This window comes from Streptomyces sp. NPDC048417 (assembly GCF_040651615.1).
GTDB lineage: Bacteria > Actinomycetota > Actinomycetes > Streptomycetales > Streptomycetaceae > Streptomyces.
Genome location: NZ_JBEZKI010000025.1, coordinates 74563 through 88897, shown reverse-complemented (window position 1 = coordinate 88897; position 14335 = coordinate 74563). Strand labels below are relative to the sequence as shown.

At 69.1% G+C, this 14335-nt stretch carries 14 protein-coding genes and 1 tRNA gene; 11 read left to right on the top strand and 4 right to left on the bottom strand.

Annotation, left to right across the window (positions count from 1 at the left end):
• Positions 1-31: 31 nt before the first annotated feature.
• Positions 32-889, top strand: coding sequence for a DUF4429 domain-containing protein (locus AB0D59_RS34475; protein WP_362574151.1), 858 nt, complete (start codon positions 32-34; stop codon positions 887-889).
• 87 nt (positions 890-976) lie between these two features.
• Here AB0D59_RS34475 and AB0D59_RS34470 read toward each other — a convergent pair whose 3' ends face one another.
• Positions 977-2542 (bottom strand): metallophosphoesterase family protein, encoded by a 1566-nt coding sequence (locus tag AB0D59_RS34470; RefSeq protein ID WP_362574148.1) that lies wholly within the window; start codon positions 2540-2542, stop codon positions 977-979.
• A gap of 165 nt (positions 2543-2707) precedes the next feature.
• Between AB0D59_RS34470 and AB0D59_RS34465 the strand changes: the two genes are divergently transcribed.
• Together AB0D59_RS34465 and glmS are read left to right on the top strand one after the other, a co-directional pair.
• A complete protein-coding gene (locus AB0D59_RS34465; RefSeq protein ID WP_362574145.1) occupies positions 2708-2965 on the top strand; it encodes a hypothetical protein in 258 nt (85 codons plus the stop codon).
• A 20-nt stretch (positions 2966-2985) separates the two neighbouring features.
• Positions 2986-4803 carry a glutamine--fructose-6-phosphate transaminase (isomerizing) gene (gene glmS, locus AB0D59_RS34460; protein ID WP_362574142.1) on the top strand — a complete coding sequence of 606 codons (1818 nt, stop codon included), beginning with the start codon at positions 2986-2988 and terminating at the stop codon, positions 4801-4803.
• A 259-nt stretch (positions 4804-5062) separates the two neighbouring features.
• Here glmS and AB0D59_RS34455 read toward each other — a convergent pair whose 3' ends face one another.
• A complete protein-coding gene (locus AB0D59_RS34455; protein ID WP_362574139.1) occupies positions 5063-5629 on the bottom strand; it encodes a GPR1/FUN34/YaaH family transporter in 567 nt (188 codons plus the stop codon).
• Positions 5630-5783: 154 nt separating this feature from the next.
• On the bottom strand, positions 5784-6311 hold the full coding sequence (locus AB0D59_RS34450) for a universal stress protein (RefSeq protein ID WP_360490588.1): 528 nt from the start codon (positions 6309-6311) through the stop codon (positions 5784-5786).
• Between the two features lie 363 nt (positions 6312-6674).
• On the opposite strand from AB0D59_RS34450, the gene AB0D59_RS34445 reads away from it, so the two are divergent.
• The 6 genes from AB0D59_RS34445 to AB0D59_RS34420 all read left to right on the top strand — a co-directional run bounded on the left by AB0D59_RS34445 (position 6675) and on the right by AB0D59_RS34420 (position 10517).
• Positions 6675-7031: a hypothetical protein gene (locus AB0D59_RS34445; protein WP_362574136.1), complete on the top strand. Its 357-nt coding sequence runs from the start codon at positions 6675-6677 to the stop codon at positions 7029-7031.
• 377 nt (positions 7032-7408) lie between these two features.
• Positions 7409-8581 (top strand): helix-turn-helix domain-containing protein, encoded by a 1173-nt coding sequence (locus AB0D59_RS34440; protein WP_362574134.1) that lies wholly within the window; start codon positions 7409-7411, stop codon positions 8579-8581.
• 492 nt (positions 8582-9073) lie between these two features.
• A complete protein-coding gene (gene orn, locus AB0D59_RS34435; protein WP_362574132.1) occupies positions 9074-9676 on the top strand; it encodes an oligoribonuclease in 603 nt (200 codons plus the stop codon).
• A gap of 114 nt (positions 9677-9790) precedes the next feature.
• Positions 9791-9863 (top strand) — tRNA-His (locus tag AB0D59_RS34430).
• 113 nt (positions 9864-9976) lie between these two features.
• Positions 9977-10120, top strand: a complete 144-nt coding sequence (locus AB0D59_RS34425) for a hypothetical protein (RefSeq protein ID WP_362574129.1) — start codon at positions 9977-9979, stop codon at positions 10118-10120.
• A gap of 76 nt (positions 10121-10196) precedes the next feature.
• On the top strand, positions 10197-10517 hold the full coding sequence (locus tag AB0D59_RS34420) for a hypothetical protein (RefSeq protein WP_362574126.1): 321 nt from the start codon (positions 10197-10199) through the stop codon (positions 10515-10517).
• 157 nt (positions 10518-10674) lie between these two features.
• Here the strand turns inward: AB0D59_RS34420 and AB0D59_RS34415 are convergent, their stop codons facing one another.
• On the bottom strand, positions 10675-10971 hold the full coding sequence (locus AB0D59_RS34415) for a hypothetical protein (protein WP_362574123.1): 297 nt from the start codon (positions 10969-10971) through the stop codon (positions 10675-10677).
• A gap of 418 nt (positions 10972-11389) precedes the next feature.
• Here AB0D59_RS34415 and AB0D59_RS34410 point away from each other — a divergent pair, with 418 nt between their 5' ends.
• On the top strand, positions 11390-11740 hold the full coding sequence (locus tag AB0D59_RS34410; RefSeq protein WP_362574120.1) for a hypothetical protein: 351 nt from the start codon (positions 11390-11392) through the stop codon (positions 11738-11740).
• Between the two features lie 410 nt (positions 11741-12150).
• Positions 12151-13923 carry a dihydroxy-acid dehydratase gene (locus AB0D59_RS34405; RefSeq protein ID WP_362574117.1) on the top strand — a complete coding sequence of 591 codons (1773 nt, stop codon included), beginning with the start codon at positions 12151-12153 and terminating at the stop codon, positions 13921-13923.
• Positions 13924-14335: the final 412 nt, after the last annotated feature.

The window sequence follows — 14335 nt, the reverse complement described above, 5'->3', positions numbered from 1 at the left end:
CAGGCCGTACTTCCGGTGGAACAATCCCCGCATGGCGGAAATCATCCAGAAGGACGGCATCTGGGCCTTCGACCAAGACGCGCTGCGACTGACTCCCGGGCGGGACAGGAACGTCAGTGTGCTGCGCCGGACGCTGGGTGAACTGGTCGTCCCGCTGGGCGCGTTGGCGGGCATCTCGTTCGAGCAGGGCCGTAGGTCGGGGCGGCTGAGGCTGCGGCTGCGGGACGGCGCCGATCCGCTGCTGCACGCCACCGGCGGCCGTCTCGTCGAGACCCACGACCCCTACCAGCTGACCGTGGAGCCGGACCGGTACGGCGTCGCCGAGTACTTCACGGACGAGGTGCGCGACGCGCTGCTGCTGGAGCAGGTCCCGGGCACGCCGGTGACCGGGTACCTGCTGCCGGGTCCGCGGCTGCCGCTGTCGGTCTCCGCCGGGGACGGCACGGCCGGCTTCGACGGCGAGCGGGTGCGGCTGGAGTGGAACTGGAAGACGGAGGACACGAAGGCGGCCTCCGGTCCCCGCACGCTGGCCCTGGCGGACATCCTGGCCGTGGAGTGGCAGCCCTCCGCCGGACTGGAGAACGGCCATCTGCGGTTCCGGGTGCGCGGCGCTCCGGCCGAGGCGCGGGCCAAGTACGACCCCAACGCGGTGGAACTGTGGGGGTTCAAGCGGGACCCGCTGATGGCGCTGGTCGCGGCGGCGGTGCAGGCGCGGCTGCCGCATCCGTCGGCGACGCCGCCCGAGGCACCCCGGACGGCCGAGGAGCCCGAGGCCGATCACGACGCGCTGCTGCGGCGCCTGCGCGAACTGGGTGAGCTGCATCGCGGGGGCGTGCTCACGGACGAGGAGTTCGCGATGGCCAAACAGGCGGTGCTGAAGAGGATGTGAGCCGACGGGGACGGGAAAGGACGGAGCGGGTGATCCTCGTACGGCCCGAGGACCACCCGTCCGTGCCTTGCTGGGCCCTGCCGGGCCTTACTTGGCCTTGCGCGCCACCGTGAAGTGGTCGATGCGGTCGCCGGTCTCGGCGATGCCCGACACCTTCAGCTTGGCGTACTGGCCGCGCGGCGCCGGCTCGACATCCACGCGCAGGAACGAGTAGTTGAGGTAGCGCACCCGGGACCAGGTGACGGTCTCGTTGACCTTGCCGTCCTTGGTGTTGATGAAGGAGGCGACGGAGTCGACCTCGTTCAGGTGGCCCTCGTAGGAGTCCGGGGCGGTGAACGCGTAGAGGCTGCGGCCGGCCGCGCCCGCGGTGACGTAGACGACGCCCTCGGTCTCGGAGTAGGCCGTCTCGCCGATCGGGAGCTTCTTGACGACCTTGTCGCCCTTGATGACGTCGGTGCGCTCGTACTGGTGGTTGTGGCCGTTGATGACCAGGTCCACCGTGTACTTCTCGAACAGCGGCACCCACTCCTGTCGCACGCCCCCCTCCGAGGCGTGCGCCGTGGAGGTGCAGTAGGCGCAGTGGTGGAAGAACACGACGATGAAGTCGATGTCCTTCGCGGCGCGGAACTTCTTGAGCTGCGCCTCGAACCACTTGGTCTGGGTGCCGCCCGAGATGCCGAGGTTGGCCGGGATCTCGAAGGAGACGTCGTTCGGGTCCAGCGAGATGATCGCCGTGTTGCCGTGGACGAAGGAGTAGACGCCCGGCAGGTTCTTCTTGTCCGGCCCGTTGTCGGGCAGGGAGAAGCGGGCCTCCTCGCCGCCGTAGCCGTTGGGCGAGTACCAGGCCTCCATGTCGTGGTTGCCGTAGGAGACCATCCACGGCACGGACTTGGCGACCGACTCGGTCTGGGCCAGGAACTGGTCCCACACGCGCGAGTCGAAGCCGGCGTCGGCGGTCTTGCCCGCGCCGGCCGGGTCGGCGTACGCGATGTCACCGGCGTGCAGGTGGAAGCTGGGGTTCTGGCCGAGGATCAGGCTGTCGTTGGCCAGGCCGTGGTAGCTGACGCCCTGGTCGCCGAAGGCCGTGAAGGTGAACGGCTCCTTGTGCGAGGGCGCGGTGGTGAAGGTGCCGATGGTGCTCGCGAACTGCGGCGAGGCCGGGTCGAAGCCCTCGTGGCCGACGCCGTAGAAGTAGGTGCGGCCCGGCTTGAGGTTGGCCAGCTTGGCGTGCACGTAGTACTGGGTGTGGTTGCCGCTGGCGCCGATGCCGGCCGGGGTGTACAGGGTGCGTATCTCGGCGTCGATCTTGACCGAGAGGTGCGAGGCGTGGGTGCCGATGCGAACGAAGGGCTTCTTCACCGCGACCGGGACCTGCCAGGAGATCGTCATCTCCGTGCTGGCGTCGTTGCCGTAGGCGAGGTGACGGCCGAAGGGCGCCACGAAGGCACCGTCGACGTACTGGGTGGCGGGGGCGGAGGACTGGGTGGGGACGGCCGCCTGAGCGGTGCCACCCAGCACGAACGAGCCGCCCGTGACGGCGCCGACCGTCACGGCGCCGCCTCTGATCATCGACCGCCGGGAGAATGTGGCGCGGAGGTACTCGTGCTGCTCGGCCATGCTCATGCGCTCGGCGAGCTTCTCGGGTACTCCCATACGAGGAATGTCCATGGCGTCTGAAACTCGTCTCCACAAGCAACGTGGCGCAAGACACAGGATGGACAGGCTGCGAACAGAACCCCATAAGAGATTCAACAGGCCGTTGCCCGGAATCGGGCAGGATTCTTGCTAAACCGCTGTTCCGTACTCCAGGATCTACGGGTGCACGACGAACTTGTTGATCATCTGACGCGGTCCACGCCCCTGAGCCGGGGCGAGGCGCTGCGGGTGATACAGGACGTGCTCGCCTACTTCGACGAGACGGCCGGGGACTACGTCCGGCGCCGCCACCGCGAACTGCAGGCAGAAGGCCTGGTGAACGCGGAGATCTTCGAACGGATCGAGGCGGATCTGAAGTACAGGGCGGTCGCCCCGCCGGAGCTCACCCTCCGGCAGCTGCGCCGCATGGTCTACGGCTGAGGGATACGGAACACCTATATATGTGCGGAATTGTCGGATACATCGGTAAGCGTGATGTCGCTCCCCTGCTCCTGGAGGGGCTGCAGCGGCTGGAATACCGCGGCTACGACTCGGCGGGCATCGTCGTCACCTCCCCGAAGGCGGCCGGCCTGAAGATGGTCAAGGCCAAGGGCCGGGTCCGGGACCTGGAGGCCAAGGTCCCGGCACGCTTCAAGGGCACCACCGGTATCGCCCACACCCGCTGGGCCACCCACGGCGCGCCCTCCGACGTGAACGCCCACCCGCACATGTCGGCCGACCACAAGGTCGCCCTCGTCCACAACGGCATCATCGACAACGCCGCGGACCTGCGCCGCAAGCTGGAGGCGGACGGCGTCGAGTTCCTCTCCGAGACCGACACCGAGGTCCTCGTCCACCTGATCGCCCGCTCCCAGGCGGAGACCCTGGAGGAGCGGGTCCGCCAGGCGCTGCGCCTGATCGAGGGCACCTACGGCATCGCGGTGATGCACGCCGACTTCCCCGAGCGCATCGTGGTGGCGCGAAACGGCTCCCCGGTCGTCCTCGGCATCGGCGACAAGGAGATGTTCGTCGCCTCCGACATCGCGGCCCTGGTGACCCACACCCGCCAGATAGTGACTCTGGACGACGGCGAGATGGCCACCCTCAAGGCCGACGACTTCCGGACATACACCACCGAGGGCACCCGGACGACGGCCGAGCCGACCACCGTGGAGTGGGAGGCCGAGTCGTACGACATGGGCGGCCACGACACCTACATGCACAAGGAGATCTGCGAGCAGCCCGAGGCGGTCGACCGCGTGCTGCGCGGCCGGATCGACGACCGCTTCTCCACCGTGCACCTCGGCGGCCTCAACCTGGACGCCCGCGACGCGCGTGCCGTGCGCCGGGTGAAGATCCTCGGCTGCGGCACCTCGTACCACGCGGGCATGATCGGCGCCCAGATGATCGAGGAGCTGGCCCGGATCCCCGCGGACGCCGAGCCGGCCTCCGAGTTCCGCTACCGCAACCCGGTGGTCGACCCCGACACCCTCTACATCGCGGTCTCCCAGTCCGGTGAGACGTACGACGTGCTCGCCGCCGTCCAGGAACTGAAGCGCAAGGGCGCGCGGGTGCTGGGCGTGGTGAACGTGGTCGGCTCGGCGATCGCCCGCGAGGCGGACGGCGGCATGTACGTGCACGCGGGCCCCGAGGTCTGCGTGGTCTCGACCAAGTGCTTCACCAACACGACGGTCGCCTTCGCCCTGCTCGCGCTGCACCTGGGCCGCACCCGCGACCTCTCGGTCCGGGACGGCAAGCGGGTCATCGACGGCCTGCGCAGGCTGCCCGCCCAGATCGCCGAGATCCTCGCCCAGGAGGCGGAGATCGAGAAGCTGGCGAAGGAGTACGCCGACGCCCGCTCGATGCTCTTCATCGGCCGCGTCCGGGGCTACCCGGTGGCCCGTGAGGCCTCCCTGAAGCTCAAGGAGGTCTCCTACATCCACGCGGAGGCCTACCCGGCGTCCGAGCTGAAGCACGGCCCGCTGGCCCTGATCGAGCCGGCGCTGCCCACGGTGGCGATCGTCCCCGACGACGACCTGCTGGAGAAGAACCGCGCGGCCCTGGAGGAGATCAAGGCCCGCAGCGGCAAGATCCTGGCGGTGGCCCACCAGCACCAGGAGAAGGCGGACCGCACGATCGTCGTCCCCAAGAACGAGGACGAACTCGACCCCATCCTCATGGGCATCCCCCTCCAACTCCTCGCCTACCACACGGCGAAGGCGCTGGGCCGCGACATCGACAAGCCGCGGAACCTGGCGAAGTCGGTGACGGTGGAGTAGGGCCGTTCGGCTGTGCGGGCCGGTGGGTGCAGGCCGCGCCCACACGGCGGAGCCGCACGTTGACACAGCCCCGCGCCCCTGGAAGAAGGAGCACTGCAGCATGCGCCCCTTCAGGGGCGCGGGGAACTGCGCGACCAGCCCCCACCGCCCCGCACGGGCCCGGACAACCGAACGGACCCCCACGTGTGCCGTCAGGCCACGAAGGGGTCCGCTCATTGGATCGCCGGGGCCGCCCAACTCCCCGGCGTCGGCTGCCATATCAGCCGGTGGCCGTCACCCCCCGGCCGGCAGCCCGCCTCGGAAGTGCCGTCGGCCAGTGCGCGAGCGCGGCCGTCGCGGCGTACCAGGCCACCGCCCCCGCCGCCACGGCGACCCAGCCGCCCACCTTGACCAGCGAGGAGCTGTCGGCGAAGTTCGCGACGGCGAGGAGCAGCATCGACAGGAACAGCAGCGCGTGCAGGGCCTGTCCGAGCGTGTCGCCGCCCGCGAGGGTCAACGACAGTGCCACGAGGGCGAAGAGGAGCAGGAAGAGCCCGGCCGCGTTGGCCGAGGCGTTGGATCCGGACGAGACGGCCCAGGTGAACCAGAGGGCACCGAGGGCCACATAGCCCGTGCCGTTCACGGTGTCACGGTCACGGAAGGCCAGCAGGCCGACGAGGAAGAGCGCGACTCCGCCCACGTAGTGGGCGACTGACACGGCGTCGGACGTGGTGACATCGTCGATCACGCCGGTGGTGCCGAGGCCGAACGCCAACAGGGTGATCCCCAGGGCGAGTCGGCCGGCCACGGTAGTGGTTCCATTTCCCGCAGAGACGTCGTTGTCCACGGCGGGCTCCCTTCATGCTTTGTGCAGTTGTGCGCGGTGACCGATATATGCCCTTCACAAGGGCACAAACACCTCTACGCACGAGTAGATTTACGCACGGCACAAAGGGAGCCGGACCGTACCCACGGCGCATCTCACCTGGGAGGACGCGGAGTTACGGAATGACAACGACGGGCCGCTTGGCCCGCTTGGCGAGTCTGCCCGCGACGGAGCCGAAGATCCGCCCGACGATGCCGTGGGTCGACCCCACGACGATCGCGTCGGCCTCGTACTCCTGCCCCACCTCTTCGAGTTCGTGGCAGATGTCACCGCCGCGCTCGACGAGGATCCAGGGCACCTCCGACAGATAGTCGGCACAGGCGAGTTCGAGACCGAGCACCTCGGTGCGGTGGTCCGGCACGTCGACGAAGACGGGTGGCTCGCAGCCGGCCCACACGGTGGTCGGCAGTCGGTTGGCGACGTGGACGATGATCAGCCCTGCGCGGGAGCGATGTGCCATCCCGATCGCATAGGCGAGGGCGCGCTCACTGGAGGTGGAGCCGTCGAAGCCGACGACCACTCCGTGTTTGAAGGCAGGATCGCAGGAAGGGCGTGGCTCTTCCGCCGCCAGCGCATCGGCCGCCGTGGGGTCGGCGACCGGCCGCTTGCGGTCCGCTGGATCGAAGAATTCGTGACCGGCCATGGCTGTCTCGGCGTTGTGATCCTTTGTGGGAGGGACGACAGTGTGCGGCGGAGCTGTGTCCGGGAAACATCTTCCCCACCCCATACCCCCAAGGGTACGGCGGCACGCCTCCTCAGCCCAGATCCCGCGCACTCTCCGTAGGGGACCGTCCCCGGAGTCGGTTAGGGGTTCCAGGGAGCATGCACGAGCCGCGCCCGTAACGCAATGGTTGCTGCCCCGTACAGGCGGTTTGCACAGGATTCGGACAGGAGCAGGGTCCACGCACGGTGACCGACCGCTCGAACGGGCGTTGAACCCGGCGGCAGCACCACCAAGGGGCCGGCAGGGGCGCAACACCGCCAGGGAGACCAGGGAGATACACACATGTCCGGACCGCGCCCGAAACCCGACCCGCACGCCGCCCAGGACAGCGCGGGTGACGTCGTCCGCTGGGCCGCGTTCTCCTGTGTCCTCGTCCCCGTGGTGCTGCTCTGGTACGGCACCTCGCTGGCCGGCACCGCCGGCACCGCCCTCGGGCTCGCCGCCGTCACCGCCGTCTGCCGGTACCTGCTGCGCCGCTCGGAGCGCGGGACGGCACCGCGCGGCACACCGCGCGGCACACCCCATGGCACCCACCGCGGAGCACCGCACCGGGCACCGCATCGAACACCGCACCGGGCACCCCGCGGAGCGGTCCGGGGAGGCGGACGTCACACTAGGGGCACTACACCGGTCGACTGACCGGTTTCCGCGCACGGGAACGCTTCTTTTCAGCCAACTTCCCGACCCTGTGCAAGTGACACCGCGACCACCCCCCAACCCCCGTTCCACCTGCACGAAAAGGGTCCAGGGGACCCTTCGCACCCTACGCGGATTGGCCACTGCCACGAGGCGTACTTCCCTGCACGGCCCGTGAGTGCAACGCTTCGTGATCGAATGCTTCACGCCAAGTTGTCATGTCGACAATCTACGGCGTGTCGAACTGGTCACCGCGACACCGCGGAAACCAGTAGATTCGATCTTGACGTCTTACGGCGGGGGACTCGTGCAGGACCGAGGGGAAACGTGCAGGAGCGACACAACCGAGGAGCCGCGACCACCGAGGGGGGCTTAGCAGGATGAGCCACGACTCCACTGCCGCGCCGGAAGCCGCGGCCCGGAAACTCTCCGGGCGACGCCGCAAGGAGATCGTCGCGGTGCTGCTGTTCAGCGGCGGCCCCATCTTCGAGAGTTCCATACCGCTGTCGGTGTTCGGGATAGACCGCCAGGACGCCGGCGTACCGCGCTACCGACTGCTGGTGTGCGGTGGCGAGGAAGGCCCGCTGCGGACCACAGGGGGCCTGGAACTCACCGCGCCGCATGGGCTGGAGGCGATCTCACGCGCCGGCACGGTCGTCGTACCGGCCTGGCGTTCGATCACCGCGCCACCGCCCGAAGAAGCGCTGGACGCGCTGCGCCGCGCCCATGAAGAAGGGGCCCGCATAGTCGGGCTGTGCACCGGCGCGTTCGTGCTGGCCGCCGCCGGACTGCTGGACGGCCGCCCGGCCACCACCCACTGGATGTACGCGCCGACGCTGGCCAAGCGCTATCCGTCGGTGCACGTCGACCCACGCGAACTCTTCGTGGACGACGGCGACGTCCTGACGTCCGCCGGTACGGCGGCCGGAATCGACCTCTGTCTCCACATCGTGCGGACGGATCACGGCAACGAGGCGGCCGGTGCGCTCGCCCGGCGCCTGGTGGTCCCCCCGCGCCGCTCGGGCGGTCAGGAGCGCTACCTCGATCGATCTTTACCAGAGGAGATCGGCGCCGACCCGCTCGCCGAGGTCGTCGCCTGGGCGCTGGAGCACCTCCACGAGCAGTTCGACGTGGAGACGCTCGCGGCGCGCGCCTACATGAGCCGCCGGACCTTCGACCGCCGCTTCCGCTCGCTGACCGGTAGCGCCCCGCTGCAGTGGCTGATCACGCAGCGGGTCCTCCAGGCGCAGCGCCTGCTGGAGACGTCGGACTACTCGGTGGACGAGGTGGCGGGCCGCTGCGGCTTCCGCTCCCCCGTCGCCCTGCGCGGCCACTTCCGCCGCCAGCTGGGTTCGTCCCCGGCGGCGTACCGGGCGGCCTACCGGGCGCGACGACCGCAGGCCGAGCGTGCCGACGCGCCGGAACCGGCGCAGCTGGCACCGGCGGCCGCGCTGTCGGTGCCGTACCCCGAGGGCGTACTGCCGATGCAGACCCGCAGGTCAGCGGCGGTAGGCCTGTCGCCCAGCCTGCCGGGCCCCCGCACGGGCAGCTGACCGTCCACCCGCCCACCCGACACCCTCGGGTGGGCGGGCCCAAGCGCCTCGCCCACCCACCACCCGACTCGGTAGGACAAGGGACGAGGCAGAAGACAAGGGCACCCGGCTGCCGTCGCAGCCGACCGCGCTCAGCCATCCACTCAGCCTGCCCGGCGCATCAGGGCGACCGCGCTCGGCCGTCCACTCAGCCCGCCCGGCTCTTCGGGACGACCGCGCTCAGCCATCCACTCAGCCCGCCCGGCTCTTCGGGACGACCGCGCTCAGCCATCCACTCAGCCCGCCCGGCGCATCAGGACAACCGCGCTCAGCCGTCCGCTCAATCCGCCCGGAGCTTCAGGACAACCGCGCTCAGCCGTCCGCTCAATCCGTCCGGCGTTCGAGGGCGAGGTCGGAGGCCGATGGCGTGGCGGGCCGGGGTCGGCAGCCTTCGGAGACGTCCGTGCCGTACCGGGGGCACCCAAACGCCGACGTCAGCTTTAGGGTGGTCGCATGAACGATCGCATGGTGTGGATCGACTGCGAGATGACCGGCCTCTCGCTGTCAGACGACGCGCTCATCGAGGTGGCCGCGCTGGTCACCGACTCCGAGCTGAACGTGCTCGGCGAGGGCGTGGACATCGTCATCCGTCCGCCGGCCAAGGCACTGGAGACGATGCCGGAGGTGGTGCGCCAGATGCACACCTCGTCCGGCCTGCTCGACGAGCTGGCCGGCGGCACGACGCTGGCCGAAGCCGAGGAGCAGGTCCTGGCCTATGTCCGGGAGCACGTGAAGGAGCCCGGCAAGGCCCCGCTGTGCGGCAACTCCGTCGGCACCGACCGCGGCTTCCTGTCCCGGGACATGCCGGCCCTGGAGGGCTACCTCCACTACCGGATCGTCGACGTGTCCAGCGTCAAGGAGCTGGCCCGGCGCTGGTACCCGCGGGCGTACTTCAACAGCCCGGAGAAGAACGGCAACCACCGCGCCCTCGCCGACATCCGCGAGTCGATCGCCGAACTGCGCTACTACCGCGAGGCCGTCTTCGTACCGCAGCCCGGCCCGGACTCGGACACCGCGCGAACGATCGCGGCCAAGCACGTCCTGCCTGCGGAATAGGCGTTCAGGAGGCCCCCGAAGGGGCGCCCGGAAAGCCGTGCGCGAGCACCCCTTCGGACCCTGTACACTTTTTCTCGGCCGGTCGGAGAAGCCACAGAACGACTGCCGGTCATGGTGGGTGTAGCTCAGCTGGTAGAGCACCTGGTTGTGGTCCAGGATGCCGCGGGTTCGAGTCCCGTCACTCACCCTTGCATGAAGGGCCCCGGACCTGCGGAAACGCGGGTCCGGGGCCCTTCGATGTCCCGGCTTGGCCAAACAGCGGCCAAACGCGGCCGGATTTTCGATCTACTGTCCGGTCCCATGGCGACCATCAGGAATCGAATCCGCAAGGACGGCACGGCAAGTTTCCAGGTCCGCTGGCTCCAGGGAGGGCGCGGCGGTTCGTGGGAGTCCGAGAGGTTCGGGGAGCTGGCCGAGGCAGAGGCCTTCAAGAAGCTCAGTTGACGCCCACAGCCAGCAGTGGCCCTTCGGTTGGGTCCCGGGCCAGGGCTTCGTCGAACCCGAGCAGGACCCCAACGACGTGCCGCTCGTCGCATGGTCACGCCGCTGCGTGGAGCGTCTCACCGGCATCGACAAACGGACCCGCGACGACTACGTCCGCGAGGTGGACCGCCACCTCTCGCTCTTCGTGCACACAATGCAGGCCGGACAGGTCACGCCTGCCACCATCGGCAACATCACGGCGGACGACGTGCAGGACTGGATCCGGCTCCAGGAGGCCGGCCAGCAGGATCCGGAGACCGGGCGGTGGATCCGGCGGCCTGCCGCTCCCGAGTCCATAGCCAACCGGCACGGTCTCCTGTGGTGCGTCGTCCAGGCCGCGATCGAGGCCCCCCGTTGAGGACCAAGAACTGCTGCGCCAACAGCCGCCTGCCCCGAGTCACCCGGGCCCGCAGGGCAGGGAGTCGTCGTTGAGGACCCGTCGGAGCATCGCGAGTCGGCGGTGCTGATGCAGCGGTTCCGGGTCCTGGGTAAAGCGGTTGGCACCAAGCCGTTCTTCACGGCCCGACTGACCTCGTGAGGGCGTTGACGCGGTTCTCGTACGCGCGGCGGGCCTTGCGCTGTGCCGACACCACCGGTACGCCCTGGGCGCCGTCGAGAGGTTGGCGGCGGGCGAGGAGCCGGCCGTGGACTGCGGGCGCGGCTGACGCGCCCAGGCAGTGGTCGACTCGGAGCGGTCCAAGGAATTCCATCCGCTCAAGCGCTTTGCGGACCGCGCGCCAGGACTCCGTCATGACGCGGCCGGCCGCTGTCGCCGGATCCTCCGCCACCAGGTCCTGCTCGTACGCTTCCACGCGGACCTCCCACCGGGTCTGCCCGTCCCTCAGGGTCTCGATGGCCGAGTCCAGGTGTCCATGAATGCCAGGTCGCCCATCAGGTTTTGATGACCGCCGCAGGCACCCATGCGAACTCGCGGTTTTCTGCCGGCCATCGCCTGCCCCTCACGGCAGTTGAGGGGTCAACCGCGCACACTAGGCCATAAGTGGACACAACGCGCACCGCTCGCTACGGTCGACCTAGAGGCGCCACAAGTGCAGGAGCAGTCCAAGTCTGCGTACGGGGAAGTTGGCGTCGCAAGCCGGAATCCACCGGCCCGCATGGCGCCCACCGCATCGCGGTGCAGATACCGCTCCCTGGACAATCCACACGTGGGACTGCCCTGGCCAGTTCGAGGCGCCATGTACGCGCTCCATCTCGAAGGAGAGGAAAGCTATGCGCGCGAAGCGACTCATCACGGTCATGGCGGCTCCCCTCGCCGCAACAGCACTGACATTCTCGCCGGCGCTGACGACGCAGGCGGCAGCCGACACCGCCCAAGCGCTGGCAACGTCCGCCCCGCAGGCCCCCGCAGCCAAGAGCCCGAGCAAACAGGGCAACCTGGACGGGGCGGCGGCCGGGCTTAAGGATGGCAAGCACTGCAATTGGGGGCAGCGCGATAATCCCGAAGCAATGAAGAGCACCTACAAGAAGGCGAAGGACTACAAGGCTTACGAGTCCGCCTACGAATTCGCATATCAAAAGGCCTACGAGTCCGTCGACGACAGCTGCGACCCGGGCGAGTAGCGTTCGTTGCCCGCAAGGGTGGAGGGCACCCCCCGGAGTCCGCCACAGGCGGGTGCCACGGAGGAGCGTGGTCGTGCCACTCGCGTGCCAGAACGGACGGGGACTCACGGGGGACTCGGCGGCAACAACGGTGAACACACGCGGGCTTACCCAAGGACAGGCCTTCGCAGATCATTACGCCAGCAACCGCCCAACCTCGCTGTGAAGCGCATCGGTTGCCTGAGTGTGTGGCGGCCGGGGCGTTCTACTGAGCCTTGACTGCGGGGCGGTGGGCGATCAGGCGCAGCCGAGCAGACTCTAGAATGAGACCGTCCCCACCCATCCGCCATCACTCTCCGTCTATCGCATCTGACGCGAGAATTTTCGAACGCCCCGATGTCGACATCGGGCGTGTGCTACGGAGGATTACGGTGCACGAGGCGGAGGAATGGAAGCCGGGGCAGGATACTCAGATGGTCGCGACGGCGCGACTACTGGGACAGGACCCGGACAAGATCCACTGTCCCGCCTGGGGAGTCGTCGGCAACCTGGGTGACAGCATCTGCTACGCCGGAGTCCCCGCGAAGGTTGAGGCGATCCAGGCCGAACTGGGCCGCCGCGTCGTCGATGACGGCCTCCCGGTGCGGGTGATCGCGCCCAACTTCGCGGGTGGGATCTCCGACGGGCAGCGCAATGGCACGCCCCAGATGCGCTACTCGTTGATCGGCCGGGAAACCACCAACGACGGTGTGTGCCTCCATCTGGAGGGGAGCGACGTCCGCGGCGTGATCGCGGTGGTCGCCTGCGACAAGCCCCCGGTGGGAACCCTCGCCGCGATCCTGGAGCGTAACGTCCCCGCGGTGATCATGTCCGACGGCTCGATCCGCCCTGGCATCGATTCCCGTACCGGTGAGCCGATCGACATCATCACCTGCTACCAGGCGGCGGCAGAGCCGCCGGCCGAGCGGCGGCGGGTGGCGCTGGAGGCCTCTCCGGGTCATGGCAGCTGCGGCGGCATGTTCACGTACAACACCATGCAGTCGTTCATCGCCACCTGTGGCATGGAGCCACTGCACATGGTGAGTCCGGCCTCCGAAGATCCGCGCCGTATCAGGGAATTCCCCGCCCAGCTGCTCGACGCACTGCAACTGCTCACAGAGCGCGGCATCCGGCCGCGGGACATCGTCACCCCGTCGGCGCTGCGCAACGCCACCCTGGTGGCCATCGCGATGGGCGGCTCCACCAACGTTGTGCTGCACGCGCCCGAGCTGGCCCGCGCCGCGGGCATCGACTACTGGCGCGAGGTGATCACCCAGGACGAGTTCAATCGGATGGCGCGCAGGCTGCCCGTACTGGTGAACGCGTGGCCCTTCGGGCGGTACTCGATGGTCGACATCGACGCCAAGGGCGGCCTGCCGGTGATCGTGCACGAACTGCTCGCCGCGGGAATGCTCGACGGCACGTGCATGACCTGCACGGGTGAGACGCTCGCCGAACAAGTCGCGCGCCTCAGCCCGGTCGTACCCGACGGGGACGTCATCCATCCGCTTTCGGCGCCATTCAAGCCGACAGGCGGCCTGAGGTTGCTTCGCGGCAATCTCGCCCCCGAAGGCGGTGCCGTCATCAAGATCGCCGGGGTCGAGGGCGGAATGGAGAACGGCCGGTTCGTCGGCCGTGCGCGTGTGTTCGACAGCGAGCAGGCGTTGCTCGATGCGCTGAGGACGGCGCCGGAGGAGTTCCAGGACCGGGACATGGTGGTGATCCGTTACGAGGGGCCGCGCGGAGCGCCGGGCATGCCGGAGATGCTCGATCCCACCTCAAGGATCACGGCCCTCTGTCGGCAACGCGGCATCACCATCGCGCTGATGACCGACGCCCGCTTCTCGGGCGGGTCGGTAGGGCTGGTGATCGGTCACGTGTCGCCCGAGGCGGCGCAGGGCGGGCCGATCGCCTTCATCGAGGACGGTGACACGATCGTCGTGGATGTGAACCAGGACACTCTCGACTGCCTCGAGCTCAACGACGCGGCGACAGCGGCCGAGCGCCGTGCGCGGTGGCAGGCCGAAAGGGACCGCAACGGCGGGACGCACCCACGGGTTCGGCCGGTCAGCACCCGGCTGCTCCGCAGGATGCGCGCCAGTGCCCTTCCCCCGCTCCAAGGCGGCGGGGTGTCGGAGGGCGTGGCCACCGAATCCCGGGAATAGGCGCGCGTTGCGCATCCTGAACGCCGAAGCTCCGGTTGTCACAGGCGACTGCCGGGTCTCCTGCGACAACCGGAGCTCGATGTGCCACCCCCCGCGTTTCCTTCGGCACAGCCCCGGCCGACGTCCTGGCCTCCTCCTCGCCGCTTGCCGACGCGGGCATGAGGTTCGGCAGACAGCCCCCGCGGTGACTGACGCTCGGCTGCGCGCTGCTGACCCTCACGGCGGCACCAAACGCCCTGGTGATGGTCACCTCCCGGGCCACATTCGTCATGGCCCGCGACCGGGAGCGGTGACCGGTGTCGCGTGGCCGGCGGTCGGCGCGGTGCTCTATGCGGGGCTTGCCGCCGCGCGGCTGAGCGTTCGGCGGTGGCCCCACCGAATGCCTCGCAGCGTCACGCGGCGTAATCGCCCG